The sequence below is a fragment of the Segeticoccus rhizosphaerae genome (genome assembly GCF_005222685.1).
Taxonomy (GTDB): Bacteria; Actinomycetota; Actinomycetes; order Actinomycetales; family Dermatophilaceae; genus Segeticoccus; species Segeticoccus rhizosphaerae.
The window spans coordinates 86,194-104,876 of record NZ_SWMA01000012.1 but is presented as its reverse complement, the minus strand read 5'-3'; the positions used below and the strand labels follow the sequence as shown (position 1 = coordinate 104,876).

16 protein-coding genes and 1 pseudogene are annotated in these 18,683 nt (G+C 71.9%); 5 read left to right on the top strand and 12 right to left on the bottom strand.

Going from position 1 to position 18,683, the window contains the following annotated elements; all coding sequences use genetic code 11:
- Nucleotides 1–80: 80 nt before the first annotated feature.
- From FCN22_RS10640 to FCN22_RS10595, 10 genes are all read right to left on the bottom strand, one after another.
- Nucleotides 81–872: a class III extradiol ring-cleavage dioxygenase family protein gene (locus tag FCN22_RS10640; RefSeq protein WP_137121521.1), complete on the bottom strand. Its 792-nt coding sequence runs from the start codon at nucleotides 870–872 to the stop codon at nucleotides 81–83.
- Between the two features lie 70 nt (nucleotides 873–942).
- A complete protein-coding gene (gene miaB, locus FCN22_RS10635; RefSeq protein WP_137121520.1) occupies nucleotides 943–2,445 on the bottom strand; it encodes a tRNA (N6-isopentenyl adenosine(37)-C2)-methylthiotransferase MiaB in 1,503 nt (500 codons plus the stop codon).
- A 51-nt stretch (nucleotides 2,446–2,496) separates the two neighbouring features.
- A complete protein-coding gene (locus FCN22_RS10630) occupies nucleotides 2,497–2,970 on the bottom strand; it encodes a carboxymuconolactone decarboxylase family protein (protein ID WP_137121519.1) in 474 nt (157 codons plus the stop codon).
- A 57-nt stretch (nucleotides 2,971–3,027) separates the two neighbouring features.
- On the bottom strand, nucleotides 3,028–3,693 hold the full coding sequence (locus tag FCN22_RS10625) for a regulatory protein RecX (protein WP_238384666.1): 666 nt from the start codon (nucleotides 3,691–3,693) through the stop codon (nucleotides 3,028–3,030).
- Nucleotides 3,694–3,707: 14 nt separating this feature from the next.
- Nucleotides 3,708–4,757 carry a recombinase RecA gene (gene recA / locus FCN22_RS10620; RefSeq protein WP_137121518.1) on the bottom strand — a complete coding sequence of 350 codons (1,050 nt, stop codon included), beginning with the start codon at nucleotides 4,755–4,757 and terminating at the stop codon, nucleotides 3,708–3,710.
- Between the two features lie 318 nt (nucleotides 4,758–5,075).
- Nucleotides 5,076–5,921 (bottom strand): ABC transporter permease, encoded by an 846-nt coding sequence (locus FCN22_RS10615; protein WP_137121517.1) that lies wholly within the window; start codon nucleotides 5,919–5,921, stop codon nucleotides 5,076–5,078.
- A complete protein-coding gene (locus FCN22_RS10610; RefSeq protein WP_202911521.1) occupies nucleotides 5,918–6,751 on the bottom strand; it encodes an ABC transporter permease in 834 nt (277 codons plus the stop codon). Before FCN22_RS10610 ends, FCN22_RS10615 begins: the two co-directional genes overlap by 4 nt.
- A 1-nt stretch (nucleotide 6,752) precedes the next feature.
- A complete protein-coding gene (locus FCN22_RS10605; RefSeq protein ID WP_137121515.1) occupies nucleotides 6,753–7,685 on the bottom strand; it encodes an ABC transporter ATP-binding protein in 933 nt (310 codons plus the stop codon).
- Nucleotides 7,686–7,722: 37 nt separating this feature from the next.
- A complete protein-coding gene (locus FCN22_RS10600) occupies nucleotides 7,723–7,947 on the bottom strand; it encodes a DUF3046 domain-containing protein (RefSeq protein WP_137121514.1) in 225 nt (74 codons plus the stop codon).
- A 109-nt stretch (nucleotides 7,948–8,056) separates the two neighbouring features.
- Complete coding sequence (locus tag FCN22_RS10595; RefSeq protein WP_238384665.1) at nucleotides 8,057–8,830, bottom strand: CPBP family intramembrane glutamic endopeptidase; 774 nt, start codon at nucleotides 8,828–8,830, stop codon at nucleotides 8,057–8,059.
- Nucleotides 8,831–8,881: 51 nt separating this feature from the next.
- On the opposite strand from FCN22_RS10595, the pseudogene FCN22_RS22940 reads away from it, so the two are divergent.
- From FCN22_RS22940 to FCN22_RS10570, 5 genes and pseudogenes are all read left to right on the top strand, one after another.
- Nucleotides 8,882–9,013: pseudogene (locus tag FCN22_RS22940) on the top strand (response regulator transcription factor); the annotation flags it as partial.
- Between the two features lie 133 nt (nucleotides 9,014–9,146).
- A complete protein-coding gene (locus FCN22_RS10585) occupies nucleotides 9,147–13,979 on the top strand; it encodes an ATP-dependent helicase (protein ID WP_137121513.1) in 4,833 nt (1,610 codons plus the stop codon).
- Nucleotides 13,980–14,157: 178 nt separating this feature from the next.
- On the top strand, nucleotides 14,158–15,765 hold the full coding sequence (locus FCN22_RS10580; RefSeq protein ID WP_137121512.1) for an acyl-CoA dehydrogenase family protein: 1,608 nt from the start codon (nucleotides 14,158–14,160) through the stop codon (nucleotides 15,763–15,765).
- 89 nt (nucleotides 15,766–15,854) lie between these two features.
- Nucleotides 15,855–16,757, top strand: coding sequence for an LLM class F420-dependent oxidoreductase (locus FCN22_RS10575; protein WP_137121511.1), 903 nt, complete (start codon nucleotides 15,855–15,857; stop codon nucleotides 16,755–16,757).
- Between the two features lie 45 nt (nucleotides 16,758–16,802).
- Complete coding sequence (locus FCN22_RS10570) at nucleotides 16,803–17,600, top strand: DNA-formamidopyrimidine glycosylase family protein (RefSeq protein WP_137121510.1); 798 nt, start codon at nucleotides 16,803–16,805, stop codon at nucleotides 17,598–17,600.
- Between the two features lie 30 nt (nucleotides 17,601–17,630).
- Here FCN22_RS10570 and FCN22_RS10565 read toward each other — a convergent pair whose 3' ends face one another.
- Nucleotides 17,631–17,942 carry a helix-turn-helix domain-containing protein gene (locus FCN22_RS10565; RefSeq protein WP_137121509.1) on the bottom strand — a complete coding sequence of 104 codons (312 nt, stop codon included), beginning with the start codon at nucleotides 17,940–17,942 and terminating at the stop codon, nucleotides 17,631–17,633.
- A 228-nt stretch (nucleotides 17,943–18,170) separates the two neighbouring features.
- Nucleotides 18,171–18,662 (bottom strand): CinA family protein, encoded by a 492-nt coding sequence (locus FCN22_RS10560; RefSeq protein ID WP_338016648.1) that lies wholly within the window; start codon nucleotides 18,660–18,662, stop codon nucleotides 18,171–18,173.
- Nucleotides 18,663–18,683 lie beyond the last annotated feature (21 nt).

Here is an 18,683-nt window from a genome sequence, read left to right as displayed (position 1 = left end):
AACATGCCGGTGAATTCCCAGTCTCACACAGTCGACACGCGGGACCAGCAAAAACTAAGTGCGGCTGTAGTACTAGGAGATCAGCGCAGCCAGGTGGCCACGAACCACCCGACACCGTATGGCGCTCCTCGCCACCCGAGCTCGGCGCGCCAGCCGCTGCCACTCCGGTGCCCGTCCCGTGCCGCCGCCGCGAGCAACGGCCACAGCTCGGCGCCCTCAGCGGTGAGCTCACGGCCGAGGCGCGGGTCCAACGCCGCGAAGTCGGCCGGGTCGGCCGAGGTGAGCGCTCGGCATACGTCGTCGTCATAGCTCTCGGCGCGGACGTCCTCGGCCCGTGGCGCCTTGGGCCCGTGGCAGGCGGCCCCGTCCGCGACGACGACGAGGCCGATGGGTGCGTCGTCGAGCACCAGGCTGCGTGCGTAGTCCTCGACCGACTCGGGAGTCAGGGTGATCCACAGTGTCTCCCTCCAGAGCGCCGCGGTCCCGGGATGTTCGCGGGCGACGTCAGAGGCGAGACGGCGGGCGACCAGCAACGGCGTCGGCACGCCGTCGGTCGGCAGCCCCGGAGCGCTGGACGGCACCAGCGCTCCGCGCAGCGCGGCGAGCTCGAGGCGTGGTCCGAAGGAGTCGTCCTTGAGCGCACCGGCCAGGTCGTGCGACCGCGAGCCGGCCTCGACGTCGTCGGCCGCCAGGCCCACGACGACGAGCCTGCCGAGGGGCGGCAGCCCGGCCGGCCCCAGGACACTCGCCGCGACGGCCGCGATGGCTTGCCGGGCGGCGGACCGGACCGGTTCGACCTCCGCCGCGGCCCCGGCCATGAGCTCGGGGATGAGGGCCGGGGCTGCGGGGATGACAGCGACCGACCTGATCACGTCGTGCGCTCCCCGGCGCCAGAACGTCTGGCTCGACGGGTCGTCAGACGGCGCCGATCGGAGGGGCAGGTCATCGGCAGGCGGGCGCAGGCGCGGGAGTGGGTGGCCGGCCGACCGACGGCATTCCGAGGGACACCTGCGGCCGTCCCGGTTCCGGCTGGTCCTGCAGCGATTCCCACGCGTTGCCGCCGGCGGTCCGGCGCACGGCATACGTGCCGCCCCGGAGAGCGGAGTCGGCCACCAGGTGGTGCGGAGCGCCATACGTCACGTCGACCGAGACGACGTCGCCCGGGCGCGGCCGCTCGGCGCCCTCGGGCACGGCGAAGTGGACCAGCCGGTTGTCGCGGGCGCGCCCGGAGAGGCGGTGGGTCTCGGCGTCCTTGCGGCCCTCGCCGGTCGCCACGAGCACCTCTACGGTCCGCCCCTCGAGGGTGCGGTTCTCGGCCCAGGAGACCTCCTCCTGCACGGCCAGCAGCCGGTCGTAGCGCTCCTGCACCACGGCCTTGGGCACCTGGTCGTCCATCGTGGCGGCCGGGGTGCCGGGGCGGATGGAGTACTGAAACGTGAAGGCACTCGAAAACCGTGACGCCCGAACCACATCCAGGGTGCCCTGGAAGTCTTCCTCCGTCTCGCCGGGGAAGCCGACGATGATGTCGGTGGTGATCGCGGCGTCCGGGATCTGCTCGCGCACCCGGTCGATGATGCCGAGGAACTTGGCGCTGCGGTAGGAGCGGCGCATCCGCTTGAGCACGGCGTCCGATCCCGACTGCAGCGGCATGTGCAGGCTCGGCATGACGGCCCGGGTCTCGGCCATCGCGGTGATGACGTCGTCGGTGAACGCGGCGGGGTGCGGGCTGGTGAACCGCACGCGCTCGAGCCCCTCGATCTCGCCACAGGCGCGCAGCAGCTTGCCGAACGCGAGCCGGTCGCCGAACTCCACGCCATACGTGTTGACGTTCTGGCCGAGCAGGGTGACCTCCACGACACCCTGCGCGACGAGTGCCTCGATCTCGGCCAGGATCTCGCCCGGTCGCCGGTCCGCCTCCTTGCCGCGCAGGCTCGGGACGATGCAGAAGGTGCAGGTGTTGTTGCAGCCGACCGAGATGGAGACCCACGCGCTGTAGGCGGAGTCGCGTCGGGTCGGGAGTGTGGAGGGGAAGGTCTCGAGGCTCTCCAGGATCTCGACCTCGGCGCGCTTGTTGTGCCGCGCGCGGTCCAGCAATGCCGGGAGCGACCCGATGTTGTGCGTGCCGAAGACGACGTCGACCCAGGGCGCCCTGTCGACGATCGTGGAGCGGTCCTTCTGCGCGAGGCAACCGCCCACGGCGATCTGCATGTCCGGGTTGCGCAGTTTCGCCGGGCGCAGCTGACCGAGGTTGCCGTAGAGCTTGTTGTCGGCGTTCTCCCGGACCGCGCAGGTGTTGAACACGACCACGTCGGCCGCCTCGGGTCGCTCGGCGCTCGGCACACTCGCCACGTCGACGTAGCCGGCCGTCTCGAGCAGGCCGGCCAGTCGTTCGGAGTCGTGCACGTTCATCTGGCACCCGAGGGTGCGCACGTCATAGGTCTTCATCGCACCGCCAAGGGTACGACGTCGGGTCGCCTCGCCCGTGGCCACCGGCGGTCAGCTGCCGGACCAGTCCTGCTCGGGCAGCGGCTTGCGACCGGCCACGTTGATGCCGTTGAAGGTCTGGATGAGAGACGCGGCCCAGATGACCACGGCGAGCTGGCGCTCGCTGAAGGCCTCGGCCGCCTCGGCGTAGACCTCGTCCGGCACGTCACGGGTCTCGGACAGGTGGCTGATCGCCTCGGTCAGCGCCAGGGCAGCCCGCTCCTGCGCGGTGAACAGCTCGGTCTCGCGCCAGACCGGCAGGACCGCGAGCCGGCGGGCCGTCTCCCCGTGGCGCGCTCCGTCCCGGGCGTGCATGTCAGCGCAGTAGGCGCAGCCGTTGATCTGCGAGGCGCGCGTCTTGACCAGCTCGATGAGCACCGGGTCCAGGCCCTCTTCCGCAGCGGTCCGTTCGACGTACTCGTGCAGGTTGACCAGACGCTTGAACGCGTCCGGCAGGGCTGCGTGGGGCAGGATGCGTGAACTCACCCCTCGACGGTATGCCGGGACCGGCCGGCCGCCACCGCGGACCCCGCGAACCGGCCCTCAGTCGCGACGGTGTTGGGGCAGCTCGTCCAACGCCTCGCGGATCACCGCGAACGCCATCGACGAGGAGTAGCCCTTGCGGGCGAGCATCCCGGCCAAGCGCCGGGTCTGGACCTGGCGGTCGAGACCGTGCATGGTCCGCAGCTTCTTGTCGACCAGCCGCCGCGCCCGGTCACGTTCGTCCTCGGCGCCGACCTGCTCGAGAACCTGGTCGGCGACGTCGCGGTCGACCCCCTTCCTGCTCAGCTCGCGAGCCAGGGCCCGACGGGCGAGCCCACGCCCGCTCTGCTGCGAACGCACCAGCATGGCGGCGTAGGCCTCGTCGTCGACCAGCCCGACCTCGGTGAGCCGATCCAGCACCTCCCGGGCCACCTCGGGGTCGCAGTTCTTCTGGCGCAGCTTGTCCTCCAGCTGTGCCCGGCTGCGGGGAGCCATGGTCAGCTGGCGCAGCACGATCTGGCGCGCGACGGCATACGGGTCGGCGTCCACACCACGGGTGGCCAGGTCCTCCGGCGGCGGGGTGCGCCCCGAGGAGGGCGAGGCACCACCGCCACCGGAGGGTTGGAGGCCGGCGCGGGCGATCATGTCCGCGAGCGAACGGACCCTCTCGCGCCGGTCGTCCGCACCGGGCGGGCCCGGTGCGGACGAGTCAGAGGAGCCGAACACGTCGGGCAGGGTGCTCAGAAGTCGACCGGCACGTCCGGCGCTGCCACCGGCTCACTCGGCTTGTCGAGCTGCGGGCCGATGCCGAGCTTCTCCTTGATCTTCTTCTCGATCTCGTCGGCGAGGTCGGGGTTGTCGCGCAGGAAGCCGCGGGCGTTCTCCTTGCCCTGGCCGAGCTGGTCGCCCTCGTAGGTGTACCAGGCGCCGGCCTTGCGGACGAAGCCGTGCTCGACGCCCATGTCGATCAGGCCGCCCTCGCGGGAGATGCCCTGCCCGTAGATGATGTCGAACTCGGCCTGCTTGAACGGCGGGGAGACCTTGTTCTTGACCACCTTGCAGCGGGTGCGGTTGCCGACCGCGTCGGTGCCGTCCTTGAGGGTCTCGATCCGGCGGACGTCCAGCCGCACCGACGCATAGAACTTCAGCGCCTTGCCACCCGTGGTCGTTTCGGGAGAACCGAACATGACACCGATTTTTTCACGGAGCTGGTTGATGAAGATAGCGGTCGTGCCGGTGCTGTTGAGCGTGCCGGTCAGCTTGCGCAGCGCCTGGGACATCAGCCGGGCCTGCAGGCCGACGTGGCTGTCACCCATCTCGCCCTCGATCTCGGCGCGGGGCACGAGCGCCGCGACCGAGTCGACCACGATGATGTCGATCGCGCCCGAGCGGATCAGCATGTCCGCGATCTCGAGCGCCTGCTCACCGGTGTCGGGCTGGCTGACCAGCAGCGCGTCGGTGTCGACGCCGAGCTTCTTGGCGTAGTCGGGGTCGAGCGCGTGCTCGGCGTCGATGAAGGCCGCGATGCCGCCGGCCTTCTGCGCGTTGGCCACCGCGTGCAACGCCACGGTCGTCTTACCCGACGACTCCGGTCCGTAGATCTCCACCACACGGCCGCGGGGCAGGCCGCCGATGCCGAGGGCGACGTCGAGCGCGATGGACCCGGTGGGGATGACCTCCATCGGCGCACGGACCTCGTCGCCGAGACGCATCACGGCACCCTTGCCGTGGGCCTTCTCGATCTGCGCCATGACGGCGTCGAGGGACTTGGACTTGTCGGCTTGAGCCATGTCCTGACCTGCTCTTCCTGAAATCGTGGGCTGCCGTCTACCTGCGACCGACACCCGGTCGCCGCTGACCGGCAGTCACCGGCCACCTGACGCACTGTGTCGAGTCAGACGTTAGGAGCGACCACCGACACCGGCCCCCGCCACGGCCGAGGCTGTGGACGGCGGGACGCCGGCGGCGTTCCATGGGGACAAGACTACTCGGACAGACGTTCGATGAGCGCACGCGGGCAGCGACACGCCGAAACGCGGAGCAGACCGTCACCGCGGCAGTTCCGCGTGGCCACCCTCCTGCCACGAGGACATCTCCAGCCTCACCAGTCACGAGAGCAACAGGCGTTCCACCCGCCGGGCCGCCCCGACCAGGCCGACCAGACCCAGCACCGCCAGGTAGGCCACGTGCACGAGCAGCCCCGTCCCGACCTCGCCGAGCATCAGCCCACGCTCGAGCGCCACCCCGTGGTAGAGCGGCGTCACCTGCACCAGCCACTGCACCCCCGAGGGATAGGTCGCCAGCGGGAAGAAGGTCGCCGAGAACAGGAAGAGCGGCTGGATGGCGAGGTTGATCCAGTCGAAGTCGACCCAGGACCGCATGAAGGTCGTCGCGAACATCCCCACCGCCGAGAACGCGAACGAGATGAAGCTCGCCGCCGGCAACGCGAGCAGCGCCCACCACGAGTGCACCATCCCGGCGACGACCGCCACGAGCAGGAACGCCCCGGAGTAGAACGCGCCACGCAGCAGCGACCAGCTGATCTCCCCCACCGCCACGTCACGCGGCCCGAGCGGCGTCGCGAGCACCGAGTCGTAGAGCTTGGCGTACTTCAGCTTGAAGAAGACGTTGAAGGTGGAGTCGAACACCGCGCCGTTCATCGCCGCCGCGGCCAGCAGCGCCGGGGCGACGAACTCGGCATACGACACGACCGCCCCGCCGTCGGTGGTCACCGTGCGCACCAGCGCGCCGAGCCCGGCCCCGAGGGAGAACAGGTAGAGGATCGGCTCGGCCAGTCCGGTCACGAACGCGATCCACCCGTGCCGGAAGGCCATCGCGTTGCGCTCCACCAGGATCCGCGCCATCCCGGCGCCCGCGGGGATGGGCAGCACCCGCGCCAGTCGAGACACGACCCCAGGACGCGGTGCGGCGGGCGCGGCGGTGCGGGTCGTCATACGACCAGCCTCCGGCGGAAGGCCTTGTAGGCGAGCCACCCCGTCACCACGACGACCAGGAGCAGGTATGCCGTGTGCCCCAGCAGGTGCAGCCAGTCCGGGGAGCCCTTGGCCAGGTCGCGGTTGCCGTCGACCCCGTGCCACAGCGGCGTCACCCAGGCGATCGGGCGCAGGAACGCGGGCAGCTGGTCGAGCGGGAAGAAGGTGCCCGAGAAGAGGAACAGCGGCGTCATGACGAACCGGAACATGATCGAGAAGCCGGCGTCGTTCTCCTGGGTCGCGGCGAACGCGAAGACCGGCACGGTGAAGGCCAGCCCGGTCAGCACGGTGAGCGGCAGCGCCAGCAGCACCCACCAGGACGCCCACGCGCCGAACCCCGCCCCGACCGCGAGGAAGATGCCGGTCGCGAGCGCGATCTGCGAGGCGACCCAGCCGATGTGGCCGATCAGGATGTCGGCGACGCCGATCGGGGTGGCGAGCATCGCGTGGTACTGCATCTGCCAGCGGATCGCGCCGAGCACGGTGTAGGACGACTCTCCCATCGCGACCCACATCGCCTGTGCCGCAAGGATTCCCGGCACGACGTACTGCAGGTAGGGCATCCCGTCGACCCCGCCGGAGGACGAGTCGACCAGGCTGCCGAGCCCGAGCCCCATCGCGAGCAGGAACATCACCGGCATCAGGAACCGGCTGACCACGTTGCCCTGCCACGTCCGCTTGTACTGCGTGGCCCAGAACGCGAACACCGGCTGCCAGCGCCGGCTGCGCGGGAACGGCTCGGGGGTATTCCGGGTGCTCGCCGTGGTGGGCAGCGTCGGGTCGGCAGCCACGTCAGTCCACCAGGGTGCGGCCGGTGAGGTTGAGGAAGACGTCCTCCAGCGTGGAGCGGCGCACGAGGGCCGACAGCGGCTCGAGCCCTGCGGCATGCACCTTCTCACCGGCCGCGTCGCCGTCGGCGGTGTAGATGAGCAGCCGGTCGGGCAGCACCTCGACCCGGTCGCCGAGGCCGTCGACCCGGCCGGCCAGCTCGGCGTGGTCGTCGACGTCGAAGCGCAGCTCGAGCACCTCGCGCGTCGAGTGTTCGCGGATCAGGTCGCGTGGTGACCCCTCGGCCACGATCTCGCCGTGGTCCATGACCACCAGGCGGTCGCACAGCTGCTCGGCCTCGTCCATGTAGTGCGTGGTCAGCACGAGGGTGACGCCCTGCCGCTTCAGCCGGAACAACCGGTCCCACAGCACGTGCCGCGCCTGCGGGTCGAGCCCCGTGGTCGGCTCGTCGAGCATCAGCACCTCGGGGTCGTTGACCAGCGAGCGGGCGATGGTGAGCCGCCGCTTCATCCCGCCCGAGAGCGGCTCCACCTTCGACCTGGCCCGCTCGGTGAGCTGGGCGAACTCCAGCAGCTCGGTCGCGCGCGCCCGGACCTGCGGCTTGGACAGGCCGAAGTAGCGGCCGTAGACCCAGATGTTCTCCTCGACCGTCAGCTCCTCGTCGAGGGTGTCCTTCTGCGGGACCACGCCGAGCCGGGCGCGGATGCGCGGACCCTCGGTGGCCGGGTCGAGGCCGAAGAGCCGCAGCTCACCGCCGGTCGCCGGCGACACGCAGCCGACCATCCGCATGGTCGAGGTCTTGCCCGCGCCGTTGGGCCCGAGGAACCCGAACGCCTCACCACGCTGCACCGCGAAGTCGATCGCCTTGACCGCCTCGAAATCACCGAACCTCTTGGTCAGCCCGGAGGCGTGGATCAGCGGCTCGTCGGAGGTCACGGCGCGAGGATACGTCGCCGGCCCGAGGCCGGTCCCCTCACTTTTCCGCGGCGCGACGCTCGCGGCCGAACCGTCGCTCGGGCGGCACGTCCATGTCGTCGCAGAGCGCGGCCCACACGGTCCGCGGCCTCACGCCGGCCCCGAGCGCCTCGGCGGCCGTCCGGTCCCCCAGCTCGTGCAGGGCGTGGCTGTTCGCGAGCGAGCGGGCATAGGACGACCCGAACTCGTCCTCCATCAACCGCCAGAAGTCACTGATGCGCACCCTCCGAGTCTCGCACGCCCCCGCCCCCCGGGTTGTTGCTGGGAGTTGTTGCTGGGAAGGGGCGTCACGGACGACGCCGCCTCCCAGCAACAGCGCGAAGGGGCTGGGCTCAGAGCCAGGAGATGTGGTCGCGCAGGAAGAGGTAGCCGACGAACGCGAACGCGTCGAGCAGGGTGTGCGCGACAACCAACGGCACCACCCGCTTGGTCCGCTGAAACCACCACCCGAAGATCAGCCCCATGACCAGGTTGCCGACGAACCCGCCCAGTCCTTGGTAGAGGTGGTAGCTGCCCCGCAGCACCGCGCTGGCCACGAGCGCCTTGCGCGACGACCAGCCCAGCTGCTGCAGCCGGGTCAGCAGGTAGCCGACGACGACGACCTCCTCGAGGAAGCCGTTCTGGAACGCCGACAGCAGCAGCATCGGCACGCGGTACCAGACATCGGGGAAGTTCACCACGGCCAGGCTCGCGCTGACCCCGACCTCGTGCGCGGCCCACACCAGGGCGAGGCCGGGTATGCCGATCAGCGCGGCGAAGCCGACGCCGGTCGCCAGGTCGCTCCCCCGGTGCCAGCGATGGGTGCCGATCCCCAGCCCACGCCCGGCCGGGTCGCGGCTCAGCAACGCCAGGGCCAGCAGTGCCGGCATCACCCCTGCGGCGAGCCGCGCCAGGTCGTCGAGGATGTCGAGCCACATCGCCGTGGTCTGCCGGCCCGCCACCACGGTCGCCGTGGTGGCGGAGATCCCGCCGGGCACCGTCACCTCGGCGCGCAGGAAGGTCAGCAGGGCGAAGATCCCCGACATCCCCAGGGAGACGCCGAGCACGGTGAGGACCTCGCGCCCCCGCCGCGGCCGGTGCGGGACGGCGTCACTGGGGGTGCTCACGGCCCCCAGTCTGGGGGATCCGGTCGCCTACCGCCTGCACGACCCCCACCGGACGAGATCGCCGCGCACATGGTGATCAGCCCGACCACGGTCAAGACCCACGTCAGCCGGGCGATGACCAAGGTGCACGCCCGGGACCGGGCCCAGCTGGTCGTCTTCGCCTACGAGACCGGCCTGGTCCTCACCCGCAACACGTGGCGACTGCCGCGGCCGGGACGCGGTGGCGACACCGGCATCGACCCCGGTGGCGGCCTCAGCGGCAGCGGCGGGTGCTCGGCCGCGGGGTGTCGGTGCGGCGTGGCAGGCTGGGACGGTCATGGTCACCGACGTGCTCGAACGCTTCTCCCCCGCGACCCAGGACTGGTTCCGCGCGTCCTTCGTCGCGCCGACCGCCGCGCAGGCGGGCGCCTGGGACGCGATCAGCAGCGGCGACCACACCCTCGTCGTGGCGCCGACCGGATCGGGCAAGACCCTGTCGGCCTTCCTGTGGGCGCTCGACCGACTGGCGGCCGAACCGCCGCCGGAGGAACCGCTGCGCCGGTGCCGGGTGCTCTACATCTCGCCGATGAAGGCGCTCGCCGTCGACGTCGAGCGCAACCTGCGCTCGCCGCTGGTCGGCATCGGTCACGCCGCGGCCCGGTCGGGCCAGCCCCAGCCCGACGTCAGCGTCGCGGTCCGCAGCGGCGACACCCCGGCGGGCGAGCGTCGCGCGTTCGCCCGCCGCCCCTCCGACGTCCTGATCACCACGCCCGAGTCGCTCTTCCTGCTGCTGACCTCCCAGGCACGCGAGGCGCTGGCCGGCGTCGAGACGGTCATCGTCGACGAGATCCACGCGGTGGCGGGCACCAAGCGCGGGGCCCACCTCGCGTTGAGCCTCGAACGGCTGGACGCGCTGCTGGACAAACCCGCCCAGCGGGTCGGCCTGTCGGCCACGGTGCGTCCGGTCGACGAGGTCGCCCGGTTCCTCGCGGGCGGGCGGCCGGTGACCACCGTGCAACCGGAGTCCACCAAGGAGTGGGACCTCGACGTCGTGGTGCCGATCGCCGACATGGACGCCATCGGCCAGGTGGACGACGACCTGTCCGGCCCTGCCTCCGGTGAGCCGCAACGTGCGTCGATCTGGCCGCACGTCGAGGAGCGCATCGTCGACCTGGTCGCGGCACACCGGTCCACCCTGGTCTTCGCCAACTCCCGGCGGCTGGCCGAGCGGCTCACCGCTCGGCTCAACGAGATCTGGGCCGACCGGCTCGAGCAGGCAGCTGTCGAGGCGGCCAGCGGGCCAGCCGACGACGACCGCAACGGCGAGGACGCCACGGGCGTCGACCCGTCCGACCGGCATACACGCTCGACGCCCGCGCAGATCATGGCCCAGTCGGGCCAGGGCAGCGGCGCTCCCGCGGTCCTGGCGCGTGCCCACCACGGCTCGGTGAGCAAGGAGCAGCGCGGGCTCATCGAGGACGACCTCAAGGCCGGCCGGTTGCCCGCCGTGGTGGCCACCAGCTCGCTCGAGCTCGGCATCGACATGGGGGCGATCGACCTCGTCATCCAGGTCGAGTCCCCGCCCAGCGTGGCGAGTGGGCTGCAGCGGGTCGGCCGCGCCGGCCACCAGGTGGGCGCCGTCTCGCGCGGCGTGCTCTTCCCGAAGTTCCGCGGTGACCTGGTGCAGACGGCCGTCGTGGTCGAGCGGATGCGGGCCGGTCAGATCGAGGCCCTGCGGGTGCCCGCCAACCCGGTCGACGTGCTCGCCCAGCAGGTCGTCGCGATGTGCGCCATGGACGACTGGCCGGTCGACGACCTCGAGTCGCTCGTGCGCCGCGCCGCGCCGTTCGGGGCCCTGCCGCGGTCCATCCTCGAGGCGGTGCTCGACATGTTGTCCGGGCGCTACCCGAGCGACGAGTTCGCAGAGCTGAGACCGCGACTCGTCTGGGACCGCGTCACCGGGGTGCTCACCGGCCGTCGCGGAGCCCAGCGGCTCGCAGTCACCAGCGGCGGCACCATCCCCGACCGTGGGCTGTATGGCGTGTTCCTCGCCTCGTCCGAGGGATCGGGCCGCCGCGTCGGCGAGCTCGACGAGGAGATGGTCTACGAGTCGCGCGTGGGCGACGTCTTCATGCTCGGCACCTCGTCCTGGCTGATCGAGGACATCACCCACGACCGGGTGCTCGTGACCCCGGCGCCCGGGGTGCCCGGCCGGCTGCCGTTCTGGAAGGGTGACACCTTGGGCCGGCCCGCCGAGCTGGGGCGCGCCGTGGGCGCGTTCGTCCGCGAGATCGTCGCGCTGCCGGGCCGATCCGCCCGCGCGCGGGTCGCTCAGGCAGGTCTCGACGAGTGGGCCACAGACAACCTGCTCACCTACCTCGAGGAGCAGCGGGAGGCGACCGGCCACGTGCCGGACGACCGCACCATCGTCGTCGAGCGGTTCCGCGACGAGCTCGGCGACTGGCGGATCGCCCTCCACTCCCCCTTCGGCGCCCAGGTGCACGCTCCGTGGGCGCTGTGCGTCGCCGCCCGCCTGCGCGAACGTTTCGGCGTCGACGTCCAGGCGATGCACGGTGACGACGGCATTGTATTGCGGCTTCCCGACCTCGAGCTCGACCTCGGCGAGGGCGACGACGGTCCCACCGTCCCGGTGGCCGATCTCTCGTCCGAGCTGCTGTCACTGATCACCCTCGACGCCGACGACGTGCATGATCTCGTGACCACCGAGATCGGCGGATCAGCCCTGTTCGCAGCCCGGTTCCGCGAGTGCGCCTCGCGCGCGCTGCTGCTGCCGCGACGCAACCCGGGCAAACGCCAGGCGCTCTGGCAACAGCGTCAGCGGTCGGCCCAGCTGCTGCAGGTGGCCAGCCAGTTCCCCTCCTTCCCGATCATCCTCGAGACGGTGCGGGAGTGCGTGCAGGACGTCTTCGACGTCCCCGGCCTGACCGACCTGATGCGTGACATCGCCGCGCGACGCGTGCGCCTGGTCCACGTCGAGACAGCCTCGCCCTCGCCCTTTGCCAAGAGCCTGTTGTTCGGCTACGTCGCCCAGTTCCTCTACGAGGGTGACTCACCCCTGGCCGAGCGCCGAGCCGCGGCCCTGGCCCTCGACCCGACGCTGCTGTCGGAGCTGCTCGGCCGGGGTGAGGGCGCCGCGCTGCGAGACCTGCTCGACCCGGAGGCGCTGCACCGCACCGAGAACGAGCTGCAGCACCTCGCGTCGGAGCGGCGCTGCCGGGATGCCGAGGACGTCGTCGACCTCGTCCGCGTGCTCGGCCCGCTGCCGCACGCGGCGATCCTCGAGAGGTGCACCGAGGGCACGTCGCCGGCCAGCCTGTCCGCTTGGCTCGTCGAGCTGGAGGGCGACCGGCAGGTCATCCGGGTCCGCGTCGGCGGTCAGGAGTCCTGGGCCGCGGTCGAGGACTCCTCCCGGCTGCGGGACGCCCTCGGCGTGGCCCTGCCCGTCGGGCTGCCCGAGGTCTTCCTCGAGCCGGCGCGCGACCCGGTCGGTGACCTGGTGATGCGCTACGCCCGGACCCACGGTCCGTTCACCGCGCACGACGTCGCGGGGTGGTTCGGCCTCGGCCCCGCGGTGGCGAGCACGGCGCTGCGCCGGCTGGTCGAGGCCGGTCGCGTGGTCGAGGGCGAGCTGCGCCCGATCGAGTCCGGTGGCGGCGAGCACGGCCCCGACTACTGCGACGCCGAGGTCCTCCGGGTGCTGCGGCGCCGCTCCCTCGCCGCGCTGCGGGCCGAGGTGGAGCCGGTGCCGCCCGTGGACCTGGCCCGGTTCCTGCCGGCCTGGCAGGGAGTCGGCTCCGGCCTGCACGGCACCGAAGGCGTCCTGCGGGCGGTCGAGCAGCTCGCGGGCGCCCGACTGCCGGCCAGTGCGGTGGAGACCCTCGTGCTGCCCGGCCGCGTCGCGTCATACCGCCCGGCCCTGCTCGACGAGCTGACCGCGGCCGGCGAGGTGCTCTGGCGCGGGCACGGCGCGTTGCCGGGTGACGACGGCTGGGTCTCGCTGCACCTGGCGGAGACGGCCCCGCTCACCCTCGACGCGCCGTCGCCCGACCTCGAGCTGACCGAGGCGCACCGCCGGGTCCTCGACGCGCTGGGGGGTGGCGGCGCCTACTTCTTCCGCACCCTCTCCGACTCGGTCGGCAGCACCGACGACCACGAGCTGACCACGATTCTGTGGGACCTCGTCTGGGCGGGATACCTGAGCGGCGACACGCTCGCGCCGCTGCGCGCCCTGCTCTCCGGCGGTCGGACCGCCCACAGGGCGCGGCGCACCGCCCCGCGCTCGACCCGCTATTCCGGCCGGGCCGGGAGCCTGGGCGCGCTGTCCGGGCGACGCGGCACCGGCCGGCCCTCGATGCCGTCGCGGGGTGGTCCCCCGACCGCCGCGGGCCGCTGGTCGTTGCTCCCCCCTGTCGAGCCGGATGCGACGGTGCGGGCCTACGCCGCGGCCGAGGTCCTGCTCGACCGCTACGGCGTGGTGACCCGCGGCAGCGTCGCCGCCGAGGGTCGCGCCGGCGGGTTCGCCGCGGTCTACCGCGTCCTCGCGGCGGCCGAGGAGTCCGGCCGGGTGCGGCGCGGCTACTTCGTCGAGGGGCTCGGGGCGGCGCAGTTCGCGACCACGGGTGCGGTCGACCGGCTACGCAGCCACAGCCGCGGCCTCGGTGACGGTCCTTCGGCGCAACCCAGCCTCCCCCCGGATCCGTGGGACACCCGGGGGTCGGGGCGGCCGGCCGCGGGCGGGCGCCGGGTCACTCCACCGGCGGTGGTCCTCGCGGCAGCAGACCCCGCCAATCCCTACGGTGCGGCGCTGCCCTGGCCCGAGCGGGAGGTCGACCCGGTGCAGGGCGAGCGGTCGGCGACGGCGCACCGACCGGGGCGCAAAGCGGGCGCCCTGGCGGTCCTCGTCGACGGCGCGCTGACCCTCTATGTCGAGCGCGGCGGCAAGACGCTCCTGTCGTGGACCGACGACCCGGCCAGCCTGCAGGCGGCGGCCGACGCGCTGGCCCTCTCGGTCCGCGAGGGTGCCCTCGGCAAGCTCACCGTCGAGAAGGCGGACGGCGGAGCGGTGCTCGGTTCGGGCCACCCGCTCGTGGCGGCCCTGGCCGAAGCCGGGTTCCACGCCACGCCACGAGGCCTTCGGCTGCGCCGCTGAAGGCCTGCCCTCCGAGCCCAGCCGTCGGCTGCCCGTCGAAGGCTCGCCTCCTTGCCGCCCCTCCTCGTCTATGTCCAGCCTCACACTCGGTACAGGGTGACCGGCGCCTCTAACCTACGGTAACGTAACCGTAGGTAAGGTAAACCTAACGAACCGATCTGAGCAGGAGAATCCCCCGATGGTGTTGCAGCTGACTCGTCCCGACACGACCAGGGACCTCGACCTCGACACGGACACCCACGGCACCGGGAGCGTCGATCCGGACAGGGCCGCCTCGTTGATCGAGAGGTTCCGGGGCGCGGTGGCGCGGACCTTCGGGCGAGCCGACGTCGACGTGATCGGCCAGCAGCGCGGGTTGCCGCCCTTCGTCATGCGCGACGTGCTGGCGGCGGAGCCGATGCGGGCGTTCCTGCCGGAGCGCTTCGGCGGATTCGGTGACAGCCTCGCGCCGGGCCAGGCGGTGATGGAGGAGGCGGCCTACCACTCCCTCGCGCTCGGCCTGACCATGGGCATCAGCGGCGGCCTGTTCGTGCAACCGGTCGCGAAGTATGCCGACCGGGCGGTCGCCGAGCGCATCCTTCCGCAACTGGCCGGTCGCGGCAGCCTCGGTGGGCTGATGATCACCGAGCCCGGCTACGGCACGGACGCGCTGTCCATGCAGACCGCTTGGCGCCGTGAGGGCGAGCACTACCGCGTGCGCGGCACCAAGCACTGGGCGGGCCTGTCCGGCTGGGCCGACTACTGGCTGGTCATGGCCCGCCCCGGCAAGGACGGTGGTGACCTCGGCAACGGCATCGACATGTTCGTCTGCGACCAGAGCGACCCAGAGCAGCAGATCGAGCTGGTCGAACGCTATCCGTCCCTTGGTCTCTATGGGATCCCCTACGGCCGTAATCGAGTTGACGTCCGCGTTCCCCTCACGCATCGGCTCGAGGGAGACCGGGGCGGCCTCCGGATGATGATGGACCTGCTGCACCGGTCGCGCTCGAGCTTTGCCGGCAACGCCGTCGGCTTCATCCACCGTATGGTCGACGAGGCCGTCGCACACTGCACCGAGCGGGTCGTCTCCGGCCGGCAGCTGTTGGACTACGACCAGGTGCGCGCGCGCATCGCCCGGCTCCAGGGGCAGTGGGCCTGTGCCAGCGCCCTCAGCCTGTGGAGCTCCGAACACGCCGGGCTGTCGGTCGACCTGTCCCGCGAGGCACAGTCGGCCAGCTCGGTGAAGGCGGTGGCGTCGGACTACCTCCAGGAGTCGGCGCAGTCCCTCCTGCAGCTGGTCGGCGCCAAGGGATACGCGCTCAACCACATCGCCGGTCGCGCCGTGGTGGACTCCCGGCCCTTCCAGATCTTCGAGGGCTCGAATGACGTGCTCTATGCCCAGGTCGGCGCCAAGCTGGCCGATCAGATGCGCCGGGCCGGCACCTCGAACCTGCGCGAGCAGCTGGCCCGGGATGAGACGACCGCGGCCGGCGCAGACCTGGCGGGGGCGCAGCTGGAGATCAACATCGACGAGCGGCCCGCCCAGCGCCGCCTGGTCGAGATCGGCGCGATCGCCACCCGGGTGTTCACCCTCACCACAGTCCACACCATGGGCCGCCGCGGGTTCGACCAGGACCACGTCTCACTCGCCGTGGCGGCACTGCGCGAGGACGTCGGTGCGCTGGCATCGCGGCTGCACAGGTCCCTCGCCCCGGAGGTTTCGACCGGGCCCATCCCGTCCGGCGCCTGGCGCGAGCTCATGGCCCCAGCGACAGGATTCGCGGCCGCCAGGGCGGCAACAGCCTGACGCTCGCCGTGGCGACGCCAGGTCCCTGACCCCATCCCGGGGCTCGTCACAGCGCGACCACACGGCATACCGGGTTGCATGATGGGGACATGCGCATCGGCCTGCAGATCCCCGACTTCACCTGGCCCGGCTCACCGCGAAGCCTGGGTCCCGACCTGGCGCGGATCGCCCGCAACGCCGAGGCCAGCGGCATCTCGAGCGTCTGGGTCATGGACCACTTCTTCCAGATCCGGATGGTCGGCCCACCCGAGCACGAGATGCTCGAGGCCTACACGACGCTCTCCCACCTCGCTGCCGTGACCGAACGAATCCGACTGGGCGCCATGGTGACCGGGGTGACCTACCGGCACCCCGGCCTGCTCGTCAAGACCGTCACCACCCTCGACGTGCTCTCCGGTGGCCGGGCCTGGCTCGGCATCGGCGCCGCCTGGAACGAGGAGGAGCACCTCGGCCTCGGCGTGCCCTTCCCGCCTCTCGCGGAGCGCTTCGAGATGCTCGAGGAGACGCTGCAGATCGCCCTGCAGATGTGGTCCGGCGACGAGAGCCCGTATGCCGGCCGCCACTACCGGCTCGAACGTCCCCTCAACTTCCCGCAGGCCAGGTCCACCCCGCACCCACCGATCCTCATCGGCGGCGGCGGGGAGAAGAAGACGCTGAGGCTGGTGGCGCAGTACGCCGACGCGTGCAACCTCTACGAGATGGGCCACGACAAGATCGCGCACAAGCTGGGCGTGCTGCGCGGACACTGCGCGGACGCCGGACGTGACTACGGCGAGATCACGCGCACCACGCTCGGACGCCTGGCGATCTCCAGCGACGGGCACGGCAAGACCCAGACGGTCGACCAGGCCGTCGACCGTCTTGGCCGGCTCGCCGAGCTCGGCATCGACGAGGCCATCGTCAGCCTCTCCGACGTCCACGAGACGGAGACCTTCGACCTCGTCTCCGAAGTGGTCGACCAGGTGCACCGCATCACTCCGCAGGGACGCTGACCGTGTCCCCGACGGGTTCGCCCGACGTGGTGACGGTGGTGCGGCGTGCCCGAGGGTGACGCCGTCTGGCGCACCGCACGGCGGCTCGACCGGGCCCTGACGGGGGCTCCGCTCGTCCACGGCGACCTGCGCTGGCCCTCGCTGGCCACCGCCGACCTGCGCGGGGCGACCACCCTCGAGGTGGTGAGCCGCGGCAAGCACCTGCTGCAACGCTTCGACGACGGCCGGACCCTGCACAGCCACCTGCGCATGGACGGCAGGTGGCGGCTGGACGCGACGGCGCAGCAGGCGGCCAAGCCGTTGCGCCACCACGCCATCCGTGCAGTCCTCGCCACCGAGCGGTGGACCGCCGTCGGGTGGCAGCTCGGCATGCTCGACCTGGTTCCCACCGCGGAGGAGAGCTCGCTGGTCGGCCACCTCGGGCCCGACCTGCTCGGCGCCGACTGGGACCTGGAGGCGGCGCTCGCCAGACTGCGCGCACACCCCGACACCCCTCTCGGTGCCGCCCTCCTCGACCAACGCAACCTCGCCGGCCTCGGCACGATCTACACCGCGGAAACCCTCTTCTGTGAGACGCAGCAGCCCTGGCAGCCCGTGGCCGAGGTCCCGCCGAGCCGGCTCCGGGCAGTGGTCGAGCGGGCCCGGCGGCTGCTGGACGCGGGGCGCGCACACGGCATACCGACCACGACCAGGGTGCGCCGTCGTGGTCAGGGGCTCTACGTGTACGGCCGGGCGGGGCGGCTCTGTCGCCGCTGCGGGGGAACGGTTCTGGTCGAGATGATCGGGGAGCCGCCGAAGGACCGGATGATGTTCTACTGCCCGATGTGCCAGGGCCCGCGCTGATCGGCGCGGGCCCGTGGTGCACGGCAGGGATCAGGCGGCGGAGGAGACCAGTTCTCGTGCGCTGGTCTGGACCGGCAGGTTCACCGGTGCGGTCAGCGCCTCGGCGGCCTCGGTGACGGCGACGCGCATGGACACGTTGCTGAGCATCTCGGACAGGGGCAGCTCGAGTGCTCCGCAGATCGACGCGAGCAACTCGGAGGAGGCTTCCTTCTCGCCACGCTCGACCTCGCTGAGATAACCGAGCGAGACCGACGCGGACGCCGACACCTCGCGCAGGGTGCGGCCCTGTGACTGACGCTGCTCTCGCAGCACGTCACCGAGTTCACGGCGAAGCAGGATCATGACGCCTCCTCTCGCGGTCCTGTCTGTGGCCTCCACGGTACCCCGACCGGCGGGTCCCCCGCCTCCCGGATCCACCAGGCGATCATGTTTCGTCCCCGAGGGCGAGCCGCGCCGACGGTTGCGCGCAAGACGAGCTGCTCATCCTCGAGGCCACATCGGTGCCAACAACCGACTGCGGCGGCGTGTTCCGAGGGGGTTCGGTCGGCACCGCGACGATCGGGCGGGTGGTCAGAGTGACTGCGCCAGCAGCTCGAGCACGGCGTCGACGGTCAGGGCGCGGATCTGCTCACGGTCGCCGGTCAGCGCCAGCTGGCGCACCCGGACACCCTGCTCCGCCGCGACCGCGACGAAGACGGTGCCGGCCGGCTTGCCGTCGGCCGGCCCGGGCCCGGCCACGCCGGTCGTCGCCAGCCCGTATGTCGACCGCAGCCGCTGCCGCACGCCGGTCGCCATCTGTTGCGCCACCTCCGCGTCGACGGCACCCCGTTGGTCGAGCAACGCCGCGTCGACGCCCAGGACCTCCGCCTTGACCTCCAGCGCATAGGCCACGACTCCCCCGCGCACCACCTCCGAGGCGCCGGGCACGTCGGTGAGCCGCGCGGCGACCAGGCCACCGGTGAGTGACTCGGCCGTCGCGACGGTCAGGCCGGCGGCAGCCAAGCGGCCGATCAGCTCGCGCGACAGCGCGGTGCCCGATCCCGTGGCAGACGCCGCGCTCACCGACCGGGCCGAGTGCGTCCC

Bases quoted from the DNA above. Each gene is read 5' to 3' on its own strand.
- miaB (WP_137121520.1), bottom strand. From the start codon at position 2,445: ATGAAGACCTATGACGTGCGCACCCTCGGGTGCCAGATGAACGTGCAC.
- recA (WP_137121518.1), bottom strand. From the start codon at position 4,757: ATGGCTCAAGCCGACAAGTCCAAGTCCCTCGACGCCGTCATGGCGCAG.
- FCN22_RS10615 (WP_137121517.1), bottom strand. From the start codon at position 5,921: ATGACGACCCGCACCGCCGCGCCCGCCGCACCGCGTCCTGGGGTCGTG.
- FCN22_RS10585 (WP_137121513.1), top strand. From the start codon at position 9,147: ATGGTCACCGACGTGCTCGAACGCTTCTCCCCCGCGACCCAGGACTGG.
- FCN22_RS10580 (WP_137121512.1), top strand. From the start codon at position 14,158: ATGGTGTTGCAGCTGACTCGTCCCGACACGACCAGGGACCTCGACCTC.
- FCN22_RS10575 (WP_137121511.1), top strand. From the start codon at position 15,855: ATGCGCATCGGCCTGCAGATCCCCGACTTCACCTGGCCCGGCTCACCG.
- FCN22_RS10565 (WP_137121509.1), bottom strand. From the start codon at position 17,942: ATGATCCTGCTTCGCCGTGAACTCGGTGACGTGCTGCGAGAGCAGCGT.